Origin of the sequence: Pseudomonas sp. NPDC089554 (genome assembly GCF_050280645.1) — a bacterium.
GTDB lineage: Bacteria > Pseudomonadota > Gammaproteobacteria > Pseudomonadales > Pseudomonadaceae > Aquipseudomonas.
Genome location: NZ_JBNNVR010000100.1, coordinates 1 through 18449 on the forward strand (window position 1 = coordinate 1; position 18449 = coordinate 18449).

Consider the following 18449-nt stretch of genomic DNA (forward strand, 5'->3'; position numbering starts at 1 on the left):
TTCTTGCTGGCCTTCCGGGGCCAACTGCACGCCCCGGTTGAGCGGCGGGCGGCGTTGTGGGGGGCTCGCGGCGGGCCGCCCCTTTCGCGACACAAGGCCACTCCCACGGGCAAAGCAGCGTTCACTCCCCCCGGTTTTTCTTCACGATGCCATCGGCAATGCCCGTCGGCACCTCGGCATACTTGGTGAATTCCATGGAAAAACTCGCACGCCCCTGGGTCATCGAGCGCATCGAGGTGGCGTAGCCGAACATCTCGCCCAGCGGCACCTCGGCGCGAATGACCTTGCCCGCTGGGGTCTCGTCGCCATCCTGGATCATCCCACGGCGCCGACTCAGGTCGCCGAGGATATCGCCCTGGTACTCCTCGGGCGTCACCACCTCCACCTTCATCACCGGCTCCAGCAGCACCGCGCCGCCTTTCTGCGACAGCTGCTTGGTGGCCATGGAGGCAGCGATCTTGTAGGCCATTTCGTTGGAGTCGACGTCGTGGTACGAACCGTCGTACACCGCCGCCTTCAGGCCGATCAGTGGATAGCCGGCCAGCACGCCGTTCTTCATCTGCTCCTCGATGCCTTTCTGGATCGCGGGAATGTACTCGCGCGGTATCACGCCGCCGACCACCTCGTTGGCGAACTCCAGGCCTTCCTTGCCCTCGTCGCCGGGGGCGAAGCGAATCCAGCAATGGCCGTACTGGCCACGCCCGCCGGATTGGCGCACGAAGCGCCCTTCGATCTCGCAGGTGTTGCGGATTTTCTCGCGGTAGGCCACCTGCGGCTTGCCGATGTTGGCCTCGACATTGAACTCGCGACGCATGCGGTCGACGATGATGTCCAGGTGCAGCTCGCCCATGCCTGAGATAATGGTCTGGCCGGTTTCTTCGTCGGTGCGCACGCGGAACGATGGGTCTTCCTGGGCCAGCTTGCCCAGGGCGACGCCCATCTTCTCCTGGTCGCCCTTGGTCTTCGGCTCCACGGCTACCGAGATCACCGGGTCGGGGAAGTCCATGCGTTCGAGGATGATCGGCTTGTCGATATCGCACAGGGTGTCGCCGGTGGTGACGTCCTTCATGCCGATCAGCGCGGCGATGTCGCCGGCGCACACATCCTTGATTTCTGCGCGCTGGTTGGCGTGCATCTGCACCATTCGGCCAATGCGCTCTTTCTTGCCCTTCACCGAGTTGAGCACCGCGTTGCCCGAGCTGAGCACGCCGGAATACACGCGGGCGAAAGTGAGGGTGCCGACGAAGGGGTCGGTGGCGATCTTGAACGCCAGGGCCGAGAACGGCTCGTGGTCGTCGGCGTGGCGCTCGAGGTGTTTTTCCTCGTCGTCCGGGTCGGTACCCTTGATCGAGGGGATCTCGCTGGGGGCCGGCAGGTAGTCGATGACCGCGTCGAGCATCAGCGGTACGCCCTTGTTCTTGAACGACGAGCCGAGGATGGTGGGTACGATTTCGTTGGCGATGGTGCGCTGGCGCAGGGCGGCCTTGATTTCCTCGACCGTCAGTTCTTCGCCTTCGAGAAACTTCTCGGTCAACTCGTCGTTGGCCTCGGCGGCAGCCTCGACCATATGCGCGCGCCACTCGTCGGCCAGGGCCTGCAGCTCGGCGGGAATGTCCTCTTCGCGGTAGCTGGTGCCGTTGTCTGCGTCGTTCCAGTAGATGGCCTTCATCTTCACCAGGTCGATCTGGCCGATGAAGTTTTCCTCGCTGCCGATGGCCAGCTGGATCGGCACCGGGTGGTGGCCCAGGCGCTGGTCGATCTGCTTGACCACGCGCAGGAAGTCGGCGCCCTGGCGGTCCATCTTGTTGATGTAGGCCAGGCGTGGCACGTGGTACTTGTTGGCCTGGCGCCACACCGTCTCGGACTGCGGCTCGACCCCGTCGGCGCCGCTGAATACCACCACCGCGCCATCGAGCACGCGCAGCGAGCGCTCCACTTCGATGGTGAAGTCGACGTGGCCGGGGGTGTCGATGATGTTGAAGCGGTAGCGGTCGGCGAACTGCTTGGTCGAGCCTTGCCAGAAGGCCGTGGTCGCCGCCGAGGTGATGGTGATGCCGCGCTCCTGCTCCTGGGCCATCCAGTCCATGGTCGCGGCGCCGTCGTGCACCTCGCCCATTTTGTGGTTGACCCCGGTGTAGAACAGGATGCGTTCGGTAGTGGTGGTCTTGCCGGCATCCACATGGGCAACGATGCCGATATTGCGGTACAGCTCGATAGGGGTCGTGCGGGCCATGGCGGGGTCACCTGCGGGTGAGGATTCTCCCAAGGTAGCAGACCGGGAGAATCCTGCCGCACCGCCGAGCTGTCAGTCGGCCTGGGCTTGCAGGTGCCAGGTGCCTTCCACTTCGCGGGCCAGGCCGCTGGCCGGCAGCAGGGCCAGCAGGCGTGTGTGCAGGGCGCTGTCGGTGAAGGTCTTGAGGGTGGTCAGGTCCAGTTCGCCCAGGGGGCGCAGCTCGGCTTTGGTGTACGACAGCCAGGCCTTCTTCAGGGCTTGCAACACGTCGCTGCCTGCGGTGTTGGCGAAGCGTCGGTGCACCTGGCGGCCTTCCAGCTCGAAGGTATGGCGGTGGCTGTAGCTGCTCTCGTCGCCGCCCAGCTCCAGGCAGCGGTGGCATCGGCAGGGGCCGTCGCCGAAGGCATTGCGCAGGTAGGCGTTGAAGTCCACCACGGGCTTGAGGGTCAGGCGTTTGTCGACCTCGAACAGGTCGGCGATCAGGGGTTGTTCGGCGCTCACTGGGTGTCCTCGTGTGGTGTGGCGTGCATCGGCGGGCACCCTAACAGATCGGGGCGGGGGAGGCCATTTGCATCTGTCCGGGCCCGTCAAGCGGCTGCTAGAGACAACCGCAAGCGCCTGCCGTACCCTATGCGCCCCAGCCACTCCATCGAGGCCATTCGCTTGAGCAAGTACCCCTACATCGCCACCGTTACCATCAGCGCTGAAGACCGCGGAGGCGACACCGAGGCCGCCGAGAACCCCAGCATGCGCGTTGGCCTGGAGGCGGTGACCGAAACCCTGAAGAAGGTGCATTTCGTCGGTACGCTCGCGGCGCCGGAAAAAGACGCCACGCACATCTGCGTGACCCTGGAGAACGGCCTGACCTACTATGGCCCGATCGTCAACGGTCATGCCGAACTGGAAGGCGGCTGGATCGCCTTCGAGTCCGACATGCTCACCCCACAAGAGCTGGGCTTGTAATATCCACGCACAGTGCTGGGCTTGGCGGGTAATGGCGAGTTCGCGCGTATGCCTCTAGAGTGGTGCTTCCCATTTTCCAGCAAGGGTTGACCACGATGGACCTCAGCGCTTTCCCCATCACCCGCAAATGGCCGGCGCAGCACCCCGAGCGCCTTCAGCTTTATTCGCTGGCCACCCCCAACGGCGTCAAGGTCTCGATCATGCTCGAAGAGATCGGCCTGCCGTACGAGGTGCACAAGGTCAACTTCGACAGCGACGAGCAACTGACGCCTGAGTTCATCTCCCTGAGTGTCAACAACAAGATCCCTGCGATCCTCGACCCCAACGGCCCGGGCGGGCAGCCTCTGCCGCTGTTCGAGTCGGGGGCGATCCTTGTGTACCTGGCAGAGAAGAGCGGGCAGTTGCTCAGCCCTGACCCGGCCGCCCGCTATCAGACATTGCAGTGGCTGATGTTCCAGATGGGCGGTATCGGGCCGATGTTCGGCCAGGTCGGCTTCTTCCATTTCTTCGCTGGCAAGGCCATCGAGGACAAACGCCCGCGCGACCGTTACGTCAATGAGTCTAAACGCCTGCTGGGTGTGCTGGACCGGCACCTTGACGGACGCGACTGGGTGGCGGGCGACTACAGCATTGCCGATATCGCCATCTTCCCGTGGGTGCGTAACCTGGTGGAGCGCTACGATGCGCGCGACCTGGTGGGCTTCGACGACTTCAAGCAAGTGCAGCGCGTGCTGGCTGCTTTCCTCGAGCGTCCGGCGGTGCAGCGTGGGCTGAAGATTCCTGGCTGAGGCGCAGGCACGGCATGAACCTGGTTCCGGCGACCGACGCGTACCGCAACTTCGCCCGCGACCTCACGCGGCGCGCCATGCTGCCGTATTACCGCGAGTTCGACCTGCTGTGGATCGAGGAGGCCTTCGACCAGGCCTGGGGCTGGCGTGAGCAATGGCTGGTGGAGGAGGGCGGCGAGGTGCTGGGTTTCTGTAGCCTCAGTCAGGACCGCCAGGCCCTGTTCATTCGCGAGTTGCACCTGCTGCCCGAGCATCGCGGTCGCGGTATCGGCAGCCAGGTATTGCAGTGTCTGGCCGAATGGGCCACGCAGCGGCGCCTGCCCTTGCTGCGGCTGATGGTCTTCAAGAGCAACCCTGCGCGCCAACTGTACAAGCGGTGTGGTTTCGTCGAGATGGGGGAGGACGAGTGCTTCGTGCGTATGCAGCGCAAGGTAAGCGTGATGGGGGATCGAGCGACAATTGTAAAGACATGAGTAGATAATGATGGCTTGCGCCTATTGGATCCAATGTGCATAGTGCAATGCACAGCCTTGCTATTCAGGGGTGCCGGATGCACCCGATCATGTTTTTACAGAGGAAGGGAATCGCATGAACGGATTCGGTCCGCGCTTGAAGGAAGAGCGCGAGCGCCTGGGGCTGACCCAGCGGGCGTTCGGTGACATCGGCGGTGTAGAGCCCAACGCCCAGGGCAAGTATGAAAGCGGCGAGCGTACGCCGCGTCTCGACTACTTGGCGGCACTGGCCGCCAGGGGCGTGGATGCGCTGTATGTGGTCAGCGGGGTGCGCATGCCGGCACCCAATGACAGCCTCAGCGCCGAAGAGAGCCGCCTGCTCGGCGTGCTTCGCCAGTTGTCGGCGGCGGACCATGCAGCCGTGTGGCACCTGCTCAACCGGCTGGCCGCAGCGGCGGATACACGGGTATCGTCCAAGCGTCCATGGATGGGGCGCCAGGCATATTTCAATGACGCTTTACGCTAGGTTCGCGATGAAAAATTTTGTTAAGGTGGCCGGATCCAATCGCCCCATGACGAGGTGTCTGCTTGATTAGGGTCCTAGTGGTCGATGACCACGATCTGGTGCGTACCGGTATTACGCGGATGCTGGCCGATATCGACGGCCTGCAGGTGGTCGGCGAGGCGGATTCGGGCGAGTCCGCACTCAAGCTGGCCCGGGAACTCAAGCCGGATGTCGTGCTGATGGACGTGAAGATGCCAGGCATCGGCGGGCTCGAGGCTACCCGCAAACTGCTGCGTAGCCACCCGGACATAAAAGTGGTGGCCGTTACCGTGTGCGAGGAAGACCCGTTCCCCACACGCCTGCTGCAAGCCGGCGCCGCCGGCTACCTGACCAAGGGCGCGGGCCTCGACGAGATGGTCCAGGCCATTCGCCTGGCCTTTGCCGGCCAGCGCTATATCAGCCCGCAAATTGCCCAGCAGCTGGCGCTCAAGCCGTTCCAGCCGCAAGGCTCGCCGTTCGATGCGCTGTCGGAGCGGGAAATCCAGATCGCCCTGATGATCGTCGGCTGCCAGAAAGTGCAGATCATCTCCGACAAGTTGTGTCTGTCCCCCAAGACCGTCAATACTTACCGTTATCGGATTTTCGAAAAACTCTCGGTCACCAGCGACGTCGAGCTGACGCTGCTGGCTGTCCGCCACGGTATGGTCGACGCCAGTCTCTAAATGTCCCAAGTCTTTGATGCCAGCGCGTTCCTGGCGACCTGCAGCGGTCGCCCGGGCGTCTACCGGATGTTCGACGCCGAGGCCCGGCTGCTCTACGTGGGCAAGGCGAAGAACCTCAAGAAGCGCCTGGCCAGCTATTTCCGCAAGACTGGCCTGGCGCCCAAGACTGCCGCATTGGTGGCGCGTATCGCCCAGGTCGAGACCACCATTACCTCCAACGAGACCGAGGCGCTGCTGCTGGAGCAGACGCTGATCAAGGAGTGGCGGCCGCCCTATAACATCCTGTTACGCGACGATAAGTCTTACCCCTATGTGTTCCTGTCCGACGGCGAATTCCCACGCCTGGGTATTCATCGCGGCGCCAAGAAGGCCAAGGGGCGCTACTTCGGCCCGTACCCCAGTGCAGGGGCGATTCGCGAAAGCCTGGGCATGCTGCAAAAGGCGTTTTCGGTGCGTCAGTGTGAAGACAGCTACTACGCCAACCGCACGCGTCCCTGCCTGCAATACCAGATCAAGCGCTGCAAGGGGCCGTGCGTGGGTTTGGTGCCTGCCGAGGAATACGCCGAAGACGTGCGTCACTCGGTGATGTTCCTCGAGGGCCGCTCCCAACAACTGGGCAATGAGCTCAACGCCGAGATGGAGGCGGCCGCCATGGCCCTGAACTTCGAGAAGGCTGCCGAGCTGCGCGACCAGGTTGCCCTGTTGCGCCGGGTTCAGGACCAGCAGTACATGGAGGGCGGCTCCGGCGATGTCGACGTGGTGGCCGCTTTCGTCAACCCAGGCGGCGCCTGCGTGCACCTGATCAGCGTGCGCGGCGGGCGGGTGCTGGGCAGCAAGAACTTCTTCCCCCAGGTGGGGATCGAGGAGGAGGTGGCCGAGGTGATGTCTGCGTTCCTGTCCCAGTATTACCTGGGCAATGCCGAGCGCGAGTTGCCGGGCGAACTGATCGTCAACGTGGTGCACGAGGACTTCGAGGCCATCGTCGAGGCCGTGCAGACCCTGCGCAGTCGCGAGCTCGCCATCAGCCACCGGGTGCGCGGCACCCGCGCGCGCTGGCAACAGTTGGCGGTGACCAACGCCGAGCAGGCGCTCAACGCGCGCTTGGCCAACCGCCAGCACATGGCCGCACGCTTCGAGGCGCTGGCCCAGGTGCTGGGCCTCGATGAGGTGCCGCAACGCCTGGAGTGCTACGACATCAGCCACTCCAGCGGCGAGGCCACCGTGGCCAGCTGCGTGGTGTTCGGTCCGGAGGGCCCGCTCAAGTCCGACTACCGGCGATTCAACATCGAGGGCGTGACTGCCGGCGACGACTACGCCGCCATGCACCAGGCCTTGATGCGCCGCTATGGGCGCATCAAGGACGGCGAAGGCAAGCTGCCCGACGTGCTGCTGGTAGACGGCGGCAAAGGCCAGCTGAACATGGCCCGTGACGTGATGCAGGCGCTCGGCCTCAGCGACCTGACGCTGTTGGGCGTGGCCAAGGGCGTGACCCGCAAGGCCGGTTTCGAAACCCTGTACCTCAACGATGTGGCCCACGAATTCACCCTCAAGGGCGATTCCCCGGCGTTGCACCTGATCCAGCAGATTCGCGACGAGGCCCACCGTTTTGCCATCACCGGCCACCGCGCGCGTCGCGGCAAGGCCCGGCGTACCTCGAGCCTTGAGGATGTCGCTGGAGTAGGCCCGAAGCGGCGCCGAGACTTGCTGAAACATTTCGGTGGCTTGCAGGAGCTCAACCGCGCCAGTATCGACGAGATCGCCAAGGCACCCGGTATCAGTAAAAAGCTTGCCGAGTCGATTTATGCCAGCCTGCATAGCGAGTAGAATGCCGGGCTCAACTTGCAGCCAGTCGTACCGATGAATATTCCAAACCTGCTCACCGTTCTACGCGTCCTGCTCATTCCGATCTTCATCCTGCTGTTCTACATGCCATACCCCTGGAGTTACATGGCGGCCAGCAGTGTGTTCGCCATCGCCGCCGCGACCGACTGGCTTGACGGCTACCTGGCGCGTCGGTTGCAGCAGAGCACCCCGTTCGGCGCCTTCCTCGACCCGGTCGCGGACAAGCTGATGGTCGCTGTCGCCCTGGTATTGCTGGTGCAGGTGCATGCCAACTTCTGGCTGACCTTGCCGGCGGCAGTCATCATCGGTCGCGAGATCGTGGTGTCGGCGTTGCGTGAGTGGATGGCCGAGCTGGGAGCAAGGGCGCACGTTGCGGTTTCGAACTTGGGCAAGTGGAAGACCGCCGCGCAGATGCTGGCGCTGGTTATACTGCTGGCCAACCCTCCGGTGCTGACCTTCTGGGTGGTGGCTGGCTATGGGCTGCTGCTGGTGGCGGCGGGCCTGACCCTGGTGTCGATGGTGCACTACCTGCTGGCTGCCTGGCCGCACCTGCGCGAAGGTTCGGAGCAGAAGTAAAAGTATTTTTGAATCAAAGGGTTGACGTTTTTTCGCGAGTCGCTAGAATAGCAACCCATCACGACGCGGGAATAGCTCAGTTGGTAGAGCACGACCTTGCCAAGGTCGGGGTCGCGAGTTCGAGTCTCGTTTCCCGCTCCAGTTAAAGATCTACCGGTTTGAACAAAAACCGCTAGATCATCGAAAAAAGGGCCGAAAGGCCCTTTTTTCGTTCTAGCGCAAACCCCATCCCGGTTGTCTATCTCCTCCCGTTGATACCCTGTCGCCGCTAAATACGACGACGGGACGTCACCTCAACGGCCAATAGATAACCTTTGCCACGCACAGATTGGATCAAGCGCAGGGGTTTCTCGGTGTCCCGCAAACGCTGGCGCAATCGGTAAACAGCTGTATCGATAGCACGCTCCAGGGGGAGCAGGTCGCGACCCCGAATGGCGTTACCTATCGTGTCACGGCAAAGCACCTGCCGAGGACGAGCGAGAAACAACTCCAGCAATGCAAAGTCGCCACCGGAGAGCATGACTTCCTCGCCATCCAGGTGAGTCAGGCAGCGGCTGATCATGTCCACGCTCCAATCGCCGAACTCCAGCACATGACTGCTATGGCCTTGACCAACACTGGTGCGGCGTAACAAGGCCTTGATCTGTGCGCCCAATTCGCGAAGACCAAATGGCTTGCACAGATAGGCATCGGCACCCAACTCCAAGCCACGGACGCGATTTGCCTCACCGATCCACCCCGTGAGCATGATGATGGGCACCTTGGAAAACTCCGGATGTTCATGCATCCACTGGCATAAACTGAAACCATTATCATCAGGAAGCAACACGTCTAGAATAACCAGGTCTACCCCGGCCACGCTCAGTGCTTGACGGAATTCACTACCGCTGGTGGCAGTTCTTACCCGGAAACCTATTTGCCCCAAATAGTTTTGTAACAACTTTTGAATCTGGGGATCATCATCAACTACCAATATCGTTCCGGCATTCATTTCATCTGCAACCTCTACAGTCCTACTTCGGCAGCAGGCGACTTCTATTACCCTATCACTTTGGGGAACTTCGAATACATCGCTCACCCGCCGAAAAAGTGCGACGCTTAGATACCGAACAGCTCGGTTTCCAGGCGCTGACTATTGGATAACCCAGGCAACGCCTTGGGTATCGGCATACTCAATATCGGAAAAGCTTATCTGGCCCGTGGGCAGGGGATGGGTTGAGGGTAGTTGAACAGAGGGCTATTTCAGCACACGTCAGGCAACGTTTGCTGATGTGATCGGCATTTGCCTAGCGGCTCAAACTGTTGTTGAAGTGGCGGGCCAGCACCACCAGGTTTTCCATGTGCTGGGCGAGCTTGACGGCATGGTGGTTGAAGGTGTCGCTGGAACTCACTGCCTGGTTGGCGCTGTCGCGAAGTACCACCATCTGCCGGCGTGTCTGCTCGCTGATGCTGGATTGTTCATGCATGGCGGCATCGACTTCACTCGCCAACTGGTGAATGTGCTCGACGGAGCCGAGGATCAGGCTGAAGGCGCGGTCAGTCTGGCCGGCAAGTTCCACTGTCTGCTGCGAGACCGTGACGCCGTTGTTGATCGACTCGACGCAAGCCTGGGTATCGCTTTCCAGGCCCTGGATGATTTCGCGAATATCGCGGGTGGAGGCCTGGGTGCGCTGGGCCAGGCTTCGCACTTCGTCTGCGACGACAGCAAAACCGCGACCGGCTTCGCCAGCGCGGGCTGCCTCGATGGCAGCGTTAAGGGCCAGAAGATTGGTTTGGTCGGCAATGGCGGTAATCACATTGATCACCTTGCCGATGTTTTCATTGCGCTCGGCCAGGGCGGCCACGGTGTTACGGGTTTGCTCCAGCGAAGCGGCCAGGCGGTTGATGATTTGAACCATGTGCTCCAGTTGGTCGCGGCCATCCAGGGTGGCTTGGCGCGAGGCTTGCGAAGCTTGCGAGGTGCGCGTCGAGGCTTGAGCGACCTGGTGTTGGCTGCTCAACATGCTTTCCATGGCACCTGAGATTTCTTCCACGTGGCGGCCTTGGCCCAACACCGCGTGGTTGGCATCGGCGACGCTGGCGTCGGCGCCCTCCTTGCTGCGTTTGATGTGGTGGCAGGTATTGTCCAGGCGGCTGACGATCGCGCGCATTTCGGCCAGGCGTGTAGTGCTGGCTTGTTCGATGCACCCGAGTTCGTCGGTACGGCCGCTGAACAGATAGGTCAAAATGGGGCTGCCCGTTGTTTTTCGGCTGGCATCGACCAGGCGCCGCAACGGCGCAAGCAGGGCCCATGCGCTGGCGCCACCGACAAGCGTCAGCAGCAGGCTGACCAGGGCCTGCGTGCTGTCGCCGTGCAGAGCGGCTAGCGCCGCGATCGTCAGCCCCGGCACGCTGGTGGCCAGCATTACCCTGGCGGCCCAGGGCAATACTGGACGCCGTGCCCCCTTGGGAGTGGCACCTTCGCGCCAACGTTTGTATTCGCGCTCGGCGCGTGCCTTGGCGGCAGTACTGGGCAGGCTGCGCACCGACTGGTATTCAATGACTTTCCCATCCTTGAGAATGGGGGTGACATAGGCATCGACCCAATAGTAGTCACCGTTCTTGCAGCGGTTCTTGACCATGCCTCGCCACGAGCGGCCGGCACGGATGTTCTGCCACATGTCGGCGAAAGCCTGGGGCGGCATGTGCGGGTGTCGGACGATGTTGTGATGCTGACCAATCAGCTCTGAGAGCTCGAAACCGGAGACCTTTACGAAATCGTCGTTGACGAAAGTAATGTCGCCCTGAAGATCGGTAGTGGAAATCAAACGAATGTCAGCGGGAAAGAGTACTTCACGGTTGGTTATCGGCTGGTTGTTTCGCATCGCATGCACCAAAAAGCGCCCCGCCGGACGAAGACGCCGGAGGGCAGAGGCTGTTTTAGGTAGTAGCGGCATCTATTTTGGGGTGTGACTGTGCAGGCAGCTCTGCCTGAAGTCGCCGCCCGCCCCCGGCAGGAGGTGTGACCGCTTGAGCGGAAGGATAACGAGCGATTTTCAGGGCCTGGAAAAAAGTGACACTACGTGACAATTCACGAGCGTTGGCGCACAGGCCACGAATTTCATAGGCGCGCAAGACCTTGCGGGTCATGTTTTATCGTTTGCGTGTTCAGGTGGGCGTCAATGCATGAGAGGAGGCGACCGATGTCCAAAGGCTTGGTGAGATAGTCGCAAAAGCCTGCCGTGATGCCGCGCTCGATATCGCAAGGCATGGCGTTGGCCGACAGGGCGATCACCGGAACATGTCGCAATTGAAGATGGGATTGCAGGACCTTTAGTACTTGATAGCCATCCATGCCGGGCAGGTTGATATCCAGCATGATGAGGTCGGGTTGTTGCGCGAGGGCAAACTCGATGCCAATTTCCGGCACATGCATGGTAACCAGATGAACGTTGCGCAGCCTATCGAGAATCTGCGAGACCAGCTTGAGGTTGACCGGGTTGTCGTCGATATAAAGGATGTAGGGTTTCTCGCCCCTGGCTGACAGTTGCGCGAAGCTCGCCTCTCGGGCAGGGAGGGGTGGCTGTGGTGCAGCTTGCGCGCGTGGCAGGTCGACCCAGAAGCAACTCCCTCGGCCGGGCTCGCTCTCGATACCAATTTGTCCACCCATGGCCTCGGTGAGCTTGCGCGTGATCACCAGGCCGATCCCCGTACCCTCGATCACTGCCTGCTCAGCGCCTAGGCGGTTGAACGGCTGGAAGAGTGCTTTGACGCGTTCGGGCGAGATACCCACGCCGGTGTCGCTGACCGCTATACGGATACAGGGCTCCAGGTTTTCGATAGCGATGTGTACGGTGCCACCTGGAAGGGTGTATTTGATGGCATTGGACAACAGGTTCAGCAGGACCTGTTTCAGGCGTTGATGGTCGGCCTGAACATTGATGTCTTCGCCTACGTCGACCTTGAGCGCAATCTCGCGGCTGGCGGCCATCGGGTGCACAAGTTGCGCACAGCGGCGTACGAGCGCTGAGGCATCCACCGCTTCCAGTGACAGGGACATTCGGCCGGACTCGATGCCCGCCAGGTCCAGCACCTCATTGATAAGCCGCAGCAGGTGTGAGCCGGCGTGAATGATTTCGTTCACGCTGTCGAGTTGAACCGCGTTCAGGTGACCATCCATTTCCAACACTTGGGCAAACGCCAGGACCGCGTTAAGTGGAGTTCTCAGTTCGTGGCTCATGCTGGAAAGGAATTCCGACTTTGCGTGGTTTGCGCGCTCAGCTTCATGCTTGGCGAGCTGCAACGCTTTTTCCGTTTCCTTTTGTCGAGTGATATCGAGAATGGTGCTCAGGCGTAACTCGCGTCCGTTGAACATCTGGTTGCGTCCGCGCACGATGGCCGGAAACGTACTGCCATCCTTGCGCAGCATTTCCGATTCATAGGCCTCGGCCCAGCGCTCTTCAATCAACTGCTGGGCCATGGGGACGGCGCGTGGCCCGGTAAAGTCCAGGACGGATTGACCGATGGCCTGTTCGCGCGTGCAGCGAAACAGTTCAAGCCATCGATCACTAACATCGACGATGATGCTTTTATCGCAAACCACCACGCCTTCTTCCATGTTATCGAGAAAAAAGCGAAAGCGTGCTTCTTCTGCGCGGGGCTCAGGCAAGGGGGCGTTCGATCGGCTGCACAGCCAGTCGAGGAGTATGCTCCAATCGGGCGACGTGGCAGGCGTGGGAAGAAAACAGTCAACGCCCGAACTGTACCAGTGGAGTTGATCTGCAATACCAGGTTGCGTATCGATCAACATCTTCCATACGCCGGTGGCGCGGCCGTAGGCAACCAGTTGCTCGGTCTGTTCAGGAGAAAGGCTCTGTACGCTATTGAATGATGTCAAAAGAACATCATTGGTGCAGGGTAAGCGTGGCAGCTCGTTTGTCGAGTGGACTTGTAGCAGTTTCGCCACCCCGGGTTGCCAATGACCTAGATTCGGTTGTTCTCCTTCTGCCAGGCACAGTAATACACGGTGTTGAGGTTGGGCTGGAGGAAGACTCACCATTGATGCTTATCCTTTTTTTTCTATGCACGGTCCGCTCTTTTCGCGCTCGGATTTTTTGCTCCTGGTGCTTTCGGGCGTACTCATTAACCTAAGTCGGCTGCCCGTCGAATAACTTCAAAACTATCGACTGTTGCTCGTTTTCTCGTTTGCTAACAGTTGACTGCTATTAGCCGCGCTTCAAATCAGGTATCGCAGGTCAAAAAAAGGGCCCTCATTCGAGGGCCCTTTTGGGGGTTCATACATTCGATATCGTCAGGCATGGGTCGAAACCCTGTTCAGTAGCATCGACCGCTGAAGCTGGCCTACCGCTCAATGCTTGGCCGCGGGCCCTCCATGTTCCTCGGCGATCGCCTGGCGAACGGCGCTGACTTGCTTGGCCGAAACCGCTGGCGCCTTGTTGCCCCAGCTGTTGCGAATGAACGACACCAGCTGCGCCGCTTCCTGGTCATCGAGGCGCCAGCCGAAATCGGGCATCACCAGGTCCGAGGGGGCTTGCTGGGTCGAGGGCAGGCGGCTGCCGTTCAGAATCACCCGGATCATCGAGCTTGGGTCTTCGGCAAGTACCGACGGGTTGTTCGCCAGGCGTGGGAACACCTCCTTGTAGCCCTGGCCATCGGTGCGGTGGCAGGCGGCGCAGTTGTCGACATACAGCTCGGCGCCGCGGCTCGGTGACTCACCGGCCCACAACGCCTTGGCCGTGGTATCGCTGGCCTGGAAAGCCACCTTGTTCGAGCCCGGGATGGCAGGCAGCGACTTCAGGTACTGGGCGATCGCCATCAGGTCTGGCTCAGTGAGGTGCTGCCCGCTGTGCTGGATGACCTCGTTCATCGCGCCGATCGACGAGAAGTGCGCGTTGCGGCCATCGCGCAGGGTTTGCACGATGTCCTCTGCGCTCCAGTCGCCCAGGCCATCGGGCGTGTGGTCGCGCAGGCTGATCGCAACCCAGCCGTCGATCACCTGGCCGCGGGCCAGGAAGCTGGCGTCTCGTTCATCCAGCGACTTTTCCTGCAACGTGACAGCCCGTGGCGTGTGGCAACTGCCGCAGTGGCCCAGCCCCTGGACCAGGTAGGCGCCGCGGGCAAGCTGGGCGTTTTCGTACTTCAGCGGCCCGCTGGGCGTTTGCGCTTCGACTGCCGGCGCGAACGCAGTGCGCCAGGCCGCCAGCGGCCAGCGCATTGACAACGGCCAGGGAATCTCGCTTTCCCGGTTGGCCTGTTCGACCGGTTTCACGCCGTGCATGAAGTAGGCATACAGCGCCTTGAGGTCTTCATCGGTGACCCGGGCGTACGAGGGGTAGGGCATCGCTGGGTACAGCGTGTAGCCGTCCTTGGCAATACCGTGGCGCACGGCCTTGTCGAAGTCCTCGAGGCTGTAGTTGCCGATGCCGGTCTTCGGGTCGGGGGTGATGTTGGTGGCGAAAATGGTGCCGATCGGCGTGGCCATGGGCAGCCCGCCCGCATAAGGCTTGCCGCCTTTGGCGGTGTGACAGGCGACGCAGTCGCCAGCGCGGGACAGGTACCGGCCTTGCTCGATCAGTTCGGGCGAGTTGTAGTCGTCGGCCCACAACGGTGTTGCCGCCACCAAGGCCGCTGTTGCCAGTGCAGTTCGAATGCTCATCAATGCGGCGCTCCTCACGCTTGCACCAGTGGGCCGGGGGCTTTGAGGTACTGTTCGCGAATGGCCTTGGCCGACCAGTACGCCAGCGCACCCACCATGCCGGTCGGGTTGTAGCCGTTGTTCTGCGGGAAGGCGCAGGCGCCCATGACGAACACGTTGGGCACGTCCCACGATTGCAGGTAGCGGTTCACCGCGCTGGTCTTGGGGTTGTCGCCCATGATCGCGCCGCCGCAGGTGTGGGTGCTCTGGTAGCGGGTGGTGTTGTAGTGCTCGCCGGCCTTTTTCGCATCGGCGGAAATCGCCAGCGGGTTCAGGCTGCGCGCCATCTCTTGCAGCTTGCCGACCATGTACTGGTTGGCCTTGATCTCGTTGGCCTTCCAGTCGAAGGTCATGCGCAGCATGGGGCGACCGTAGGCGTCCTTGTAGGTCGGGTCGAGGTCTAGGTAGCAGTCCTGGTAGGCCATGTTGGCGCCTTGTACTTCCCAGTAGAACTGGTGGCGGAAATGGTCCTGCGCAGCTTTCTTCCAGGCGCTGCCCCATTTCGGCGTGCCTGACGGCAGGCTGATGCCGCGCACTGGCCCGCCGCCTGGCTGGCGCGCCCAGAGCACGCTGCCGCCCAGGTAGCCGAGCTTGGCATTGTCGATCTGGTTGCCGTTGAAGTCGTCGATCACCTGGCCGGCGCCGCCGATGCCGATGAAGGGGTTGCCCTGCACGCTCTTGTCGAAGAACAGCGTCATGCGGGTCAGGTTCTGATAGGTGTAGTTCTTGCCCACCACGCCTTCGCCGGTGTGCGGGTCGTAGGGCTTACCGATGCCGGAGAGCAGCATCAGGTGCACGTTCAGGTAGGAGAATGCAGCGAGGATCACCAGGTCCGCAGGCTGGGTCTGCTCATGGCCCGAAGCGTCCAGGTAGGTCACGCCGGTGGCTTTTTTCCGGTCGCTGTCCAGGTTCACTTGCAGCACCTGGGAATTGGGCCGCAGCTCGAAGTTCGCACGCTGGCGCAGCACCGGCAGGATGCAGGCGTTGGGGCTGGCCTTGGAGTAATTCAGGCAGCCGTAGTCGCTGCAGAAACCGCAGTAGTTGCAGGGGCCCAGTTGGCAGCCGTAGGGGTTCTTGTAGGGGCCCGAGGCATTCGAGGCGGGAATCGGGTAGGGGTGATAGCCAAATTCGTTGGCGGCCTTGACGAACATCTTGCCGCCCAGGTAGTCCGGGTTGGCTGCCAAGGGGAAGTGCCGACTGCGCGAGCCTTCGAACGGGTTGCCTCCGGCGATGGCAACGCCATTGACGATACCGGCCTGCCCGGCGGTACCGCACACCTGCTCGAAGTGGTCGAAGTGCGGTTCCAGCTCGGCATAGGTGACCGGGAAATCCTGGATGGTCATTTCCTTGGGGATGAACGACTTGCCGTAGCGCGCCTCGTAGTTCGAGCGCAGGTTGAAGTCTTCCGGCAGCGCCCGGAAGTGGCAGCCCGACCAGTGCGTACCGGCACCACCCACGCCGTCGCCGGGCTTGAACGAGCCCATCTGCCGGTAGGGCACGGCGCGCTGCGAGAGGTCGTGGCGAATCGTCAGGGTTTCCTTGCTCAGGCTTTGCAGGTACTTGCGGTGCACCGAGCCTGCCAACTCGTCGTTGACCTTGGGGTAGACGAAGTCCGGGTAGGTGTCGCGGTCTGCGCCGCGCTCCAGGGCCACCACCCTCAGGCCCGCATCGGTCAGTTCTTTTGCCAGGATCGCGCCGGTCCAACCCATGCCCACGATCACTGCATCGACTTTTTCTTGAATTGTCATGCTCAACCTCGACGACCAGACATGCTTACAGGCGGCAGCGGATAGGGTTTGGAGGTTTGCTCCACCCAATCCATGAAGTCGGCGCGCACGCCGGGGTAGCCCACCAGTTTCCAGCCGACCATGTCCTTGTTGCCGCTGTACTGAGGGTCGGAGAAGAAGCCGTACAAGGTTTCGTTGAGCAGGTGGCTGAAGAACACCTTGCCGGGCACGCCTTCGGTCTTGATTTCGCCGGCCTCGAGTTGCTTGAGCGTGGTGTCCTGCTGGTCGCTGGAAAGCTCGCTGAAGCGCTTGCCGGAGAACGTCTTCTTGCTCCAGGCATCCAGCCCGGCCATGCCGACCCGCAGGATGTCACGCGGCGCGAGTTTGCCCTGGTAGCCGAACTCCGGGCCGGCCTCGTAGTAGGGGCCCTGGAGGAACCAGATATCGCCTGCGGCGTAGCTGCTCTGCATGTGCCGGTCGATGAATTCGGGAACGCCGGCCTCGATGGCGCCGGCGCCCAGTTCGTCCTTGGGAATCAGCCGGGCGCAGGCGGCGTTGATGAAGGCCCATTCGATCTCGTTGAAGAACACGGGCGAGTAGGGGGTGGCCGAGGCGCTTTCGCGCGACGCTCGGACCGGTTCGCTGGGGGCAGCATCAACAAGCCCAGGCATCTGGGTGGCGACGACGGTGAGTGGAATCAGGGTGAGGGTTTTCTTGAAAAACGATCGCCGCGATTCGTAGGTTTTTTCTTGGTCTTCTGGGTTCACGGTGTGACCTCTCAGGCTGGGGTCGGAAGGTGCTGTAGGACAGGCGCAAGGCAATGTCGATTGGTATTCTGCATTCAAAATATAAAATGCGTCTACCGACAATCAAAAAGAAGCCCTTAAAATTGAGGCGTGCAGCGATACAGGCCGGTTTTGAGTGACCGGCCTGAATGCAAATTCAGTTAGCGAGGGGTGTGCGGGGGAGGTGAATCAGGGGAGGTGACGGCGACGATCAGGCGGGTTTGATTCCGCCGGCATCGAGAATGTGGCGGCGCAGGACATCGCGCAGTTGGTTGGCATCGCGCTTTTCCAGGGCTTCGATCATGTCTTCATGATCGTGGATGGCCCGATCCCACTTCACCTCGGTGCGGTTGGAGAGATAGCGGATGGACTGGATACGCCGGTTGAGGGTGAGGTAGGTCTTGCGCAGGGTTTCGTTGCGTGCGGCCTGGCTGATCGCATCGTGGATGGCGGCGTTCTTCTGGAAGTACAGCGACAGGTCGTTGTTCTCTTTCGCTTGCAGCATCTGGAAATGCAAGGACTTGATATTGATGACCTCGGCGTCGGTGATGCGCTCGCAGGCCAGCTGGCCGTTGAAGGCCTCGATGCCGCTCATGAGCTCGAAGGTTTCGCGGATCTCGACGTCGCTCATTTGCGCAACCCGCGCACCGCGGTTGGGGCGAAGTTCGATCAGGCCTTCCACGGCCAGCACCTTCAGTGCCTCGCGCAGCGGGGTTCGGGAAATACCGAGCACTTCGCAGAGTTCACGTTCGTTGATCTTGATGCCGGGCTTCAACGTGCCTTCGATGATGAACCGGCGCAAATGATCGAGCACGGTGTCGTGCAGTTGCAGCCGCTCGATTTTCGCCAGTTCACTGGTTGGTGAAGCACCAGGGGACATACCTTACCTCTGCCGGGATTGTTCGTTGAACCCACGCTGCCGGTTGTCTGGCAGTCGGGGCGCAATCTTAGCAGGAGTCGGTTGGTGCTACTTGAGTTTGTATTTTCGGGTTGCCTGGCGCCAATGAAAACGCCCCCGGAGCGGCCTCCGTGCAGGCCGAACCAGGGGCGGTGTTGCTCGGTGAGGTCTTACTTGTCGCCGCGAATCGAGAAGTTGGCCATGTGCTCCAGGCCCTTGATCAGCGCCGAGTGGTCCCAGTTGCTGCCGCCGATGGCTGCGCAG

At 61.5% G+C, this 18449-nt stretch carries 16 protein-coding genes, 1 tRNA gene and 2 pseudogenes; 8 read left to right on the forward strand and 11 right to left on the reverse strand.

The window, feature by feature from the left end; genetic code table 11:
- Window positions 1-121 precede the first annotated feature (121 nt).
- Both fusA and ACQKPE_RS22245 read right to left on the reverse strand, forming a co-directional pair.
- A complete protein-coding gene (gene fusA, locus ACQKPE_RS22240) occupies window positions 122-2233 on the reverse strand; it encodes an elongation factor G (protein WP_427668872.1) in 2112 nt (703 codons plus the stop codon).
- Between the two features lie 72 nt (window positions 2234-2305).
- Window positions 2306-2734, reverse strand: a complete 429-nt coding sequence (locus tag ACQKPE_RS22245; protein WP_427668873.1) for a hypothetical protein — start codon at window positions 2732-2734, stop codon at window positions 2306-2308.
- 129 nt (window positions 2735-2863) lie between these two features.
- On the opposite strand from ACQKPE_RS22245, the gene ACQKPE_RS22250 reads away from it, so the two are divergent.
- The 8 genes from ACQKPE_RS22250 to ACQKPE_RS22285 all read left to right on the forward strand — a co-directional run bounded on the left by ACQKPE_RS22250 (window position 2864) and on the right by ACQKPE_RS22285 (window position 8222).
- Complete coding sequence (locus ACQKPE_RS22250) at window positions 2864-3196, forward strand: hypothetical protein (protein WP_427668874.1); 333 nt, start codon at window positions 2864-2866, stop codon at window positions 3194-3196.
- Between the two features lie 95 nt (window positions 3197-3291).
- Window positions 3292-3984: a glutathione S-transferase N-terminal domain-containing protein gene (locus tag ACQKPE_RS22255; protein WP_427668875.1), complete on the forward strand. Its 693-nt coding sequence runs from the start codon at window positions 3292-3294 to the stop codon at window positions 3982-3984.
- A gap of 14 nt (window positions 3985-3998) precedes the next feature.
- Window positions 3999-4457 carry an N-acetyltransferase family protein gene (locus ACQKPE_RS22260; RefSeq protein ID WP_427668876.1) on the forward strand — a complete coding sequence of 153 codons (459 nt, stop codon included), beginning with the start codon at window positions 3999-4001 and terminating at the stop codon, window positions 4455-4457.
- A gap of 115 nt (window positions 4458-4572) precedes the next feature.
- A complete protein-coding gene (locus tag ACQKPE_RS22265) occupies window positions 4573-4962 on the forward strand; it encodes a helix-turn-helix domain-containing protein (protein WP_427668877.1) in 390 nt (129 codons plus the stop codon).
- 62 nt (window positions 4963-5024) lie between these two features.
- Window positions 5025-5663: a response regulator transcription factor GacA gene (gene gacA, locus ACQKPE_RS22270; protein WP_138221546.1), complete on the forward strand. Its 639-nt coding sequence runs from the start codon at window positions 5025-5027 to the stop codon at window positions 5661-5663.
- Window positions 5664-7487, forward strand: coding sequence for an excinuclease ABC subunit UvrC (uvrC, locus tag ACQKPE_RS22275; protein ID WP_427668878.1), 1824 nt, complete (start codon window positions 5664-5666; stop codon window positions 7485-7487). It begins immediately after the preceding gene.
- 33 nt (window positions 7488-7520) lie between these two features.
- Window positions 7521-8081 (forward strand): CDP-diacylglycerol--glycerol-3-phosphate 3-phosphatidyltransferase, encoded by a 561-nt coding sequence (pgsA, locus tag ACQKPE_RS22280; RefSeq protein ID WP_375101722.1) that lies wholly within the window; start codon window positions 7521-7523, stop codon window positions 8079-8081.
- A 65-nt stretch (window positions 8082-8146) separates the two neighbouring features.
- Window positions 8147-8222: transfer RNA gene (locus ACQKPE_RS22285), tRNA-Gly, on the forward strand.
- Between the two features lie 127 nt (window positions 8223-8349).
- Here the strand turns inward: ACQKPE_RS22285 and ACQKPE_RS22290 are convergent.
- The 9 genes and pseudogenes from ACQKPE_RS22290 to ACQKPE_RS22330 all read right to left on the reverse strand — a co-directional run.
- A complete protein-coding gene (locus ACQKPE_RS22290; RefSeq protein WP_427668879.1) occupies window positions 8350-9072 on the reverse strand; it encodes a response regulator in 723 nt (240 codons plus the stop codon).
- Between the two features lie 295 nt (window positions 9073-9367).
- Window positions 9368-10486, reverse strand: a complete 1119-nt coding sequence (locus ACQKPE_RS22295; protein WP_427668885.1) for a methyl-accepting chemotaxis protein — start codon at window positions 10484-10486, stop codon at window positions 9368-9370.
- 129 nt (window positions 10487-10615) lie between these two features.
- Window positions 10616-11017, reverse strand: a pseudogene (locus ACQKPE_RS22300) (PAS domain-containing protein); the annotation flags it as partial.
- A gap of 164 nt (window positions 11018-11181) precedes the next feature.
- On the reverse strand, window positions 11182-12957 hold the full coding sequence (locus ACQKPE_RS22305) for an ATP-binding response regulator (protein WP_427668880.1): 1776 nt from the start codon (window positions 12955-12957) through the stop codon (window positions 11182-11184).
- 471 nt (window positions 12958-13428) lie between these two features.
- Entirely contained in the window at window positions 13429-14736 is a 1308-nt protein-coding gene (locus ACQKPE_RS22310; protein WP_427668881.1) for a c-type cytochrome, read from the reverse strand.
- Between the two features lie 14 nt (window positions 14737-14750).
- Window positions 14751-16523 carry a GMC family oxidoreductase gene (locus ACQKPE_RS22315; protein ID WP_427668882.1) on the reverse strand — a complete coding sequence of 591 codons (1773 nt, stop codon included), beginning with the start codon at window positions 16521-16523 and terminating at the stop codon, window positions 14751-14753.
- A 2-nt stretch (window positions 16524-16525) separates the two neighbouring features.
- A complete protein-coding gene (locus ACQKPE_RS22320) occupies window positions 16526-17269 on the reverse strand; it encodes a gluconate 2-dehydrogenase subunit 3 family protein (RefSeq protein ID WP_427668883.1) in 744 nt (247 codons plus the stop codon).
- Between the two features lie 229 nt (window positions 17270-17498).
- Window positions 17499-18167: a GntR family transcriptional regulator gene (locus tag ACQKPE_RS22325; protein WP_427668884.1), complete on the reverse strand. Its 669-nt coding sequence runs from the start codon at window positions 18165-18167 to the stop codon at window positions 17499-17501.
- 188 nt (window positions 18168-18355) lie between these two features.
- Window positions 18356-18449 (reverse strand): annotated as a pseudogene (locus ACQKPE_RS22330) (2-hydroxy-3-oxopropionate reductase); the annotation flags it as partial.

Coding starts and splice junctions, on each gene's coding strand:
- fusA (WP_427668872.1), bottom strand. CDS start 2,233: ATGGCCCGCACGACCCCTATCGAGCTGTACCGCAATATCGGCATCGTT.
- ACQKPE_RS22250 (WP_427668874.1), top strand. CDS start 2,864: ATGCGCCCCAGCCACTCCATCGAGGCCATTCGCTTGAGCAAGTACCCC.
- ACQKPE_RS22290 (WP_427668879.1), bottom strand. CDS start 9,072: ATGAATGCCGGAACGATATTGGTAGTTGATGATGATCCCCAGATTCAA.
- uvrC (WP_427668878.1), top strand. CDS start 5,664: ATGTCCCAAGTCTTTGATGCCAGCGCGTTCCTGGCGACCTGCAGCGGT.
- pgsA (WP_375101722.1), top strand. CDS start 7,521: ATGAATATTCCAAACCTGCTCACCGTTCTACGCGTCCTGCTCATTCCG.
- ACQKPE_RS22255 (WP_427668875.1), top strand. CDS start 3,292: ATGGACCTCAGCGCTTTCCCCATCACCCGCAAATGGCCGGCGCAGCAC.
- ACQKPE_RS22260 (WP_427668876.1), top strand. CDS start 3,999: ATGAACCTGGTTCCGGCGACCGACGCGTACCGCAACTTCGCCCGCGAC.
- ACQKPE_RS22295 (WP_427668885.1), bottom strand. CDS start 10,486: ATGCTGGCCACCAGCGTGCCGGGGCTGACGATCGCGGCGCTAGCCGCT.
- ACQKPE_RS22315 (WP_427668882.1), bottom strand. CDS start 16,523: ATGACAATTCAAGAAAAAGTCGATGCAGTGATCGTGGGCATGGGTTGG.
- ACQKPE_RS22325 (WP_427668884.1), bottom strand. CDS start 18,167: ATGTCCCCTGGTGCTTCACCAACCAGTGAACTGGCGAAAATCGAGCGG.
- ACQKPE_RS22310 (WP_427668881.1), bottom strand. CDS start 14,736: ATGAGCATTCGAACTGCACTGGCAACAGCGGCCTTGGTGGCGGCAACA.
- ACQKPE_RS22265 (WP_427668877.1), top strand. CDS start 4,573: ATGAACGGATTCGGTCCGCGCTTGAAGGAAGAGCGCGAGCGCCTGGGG.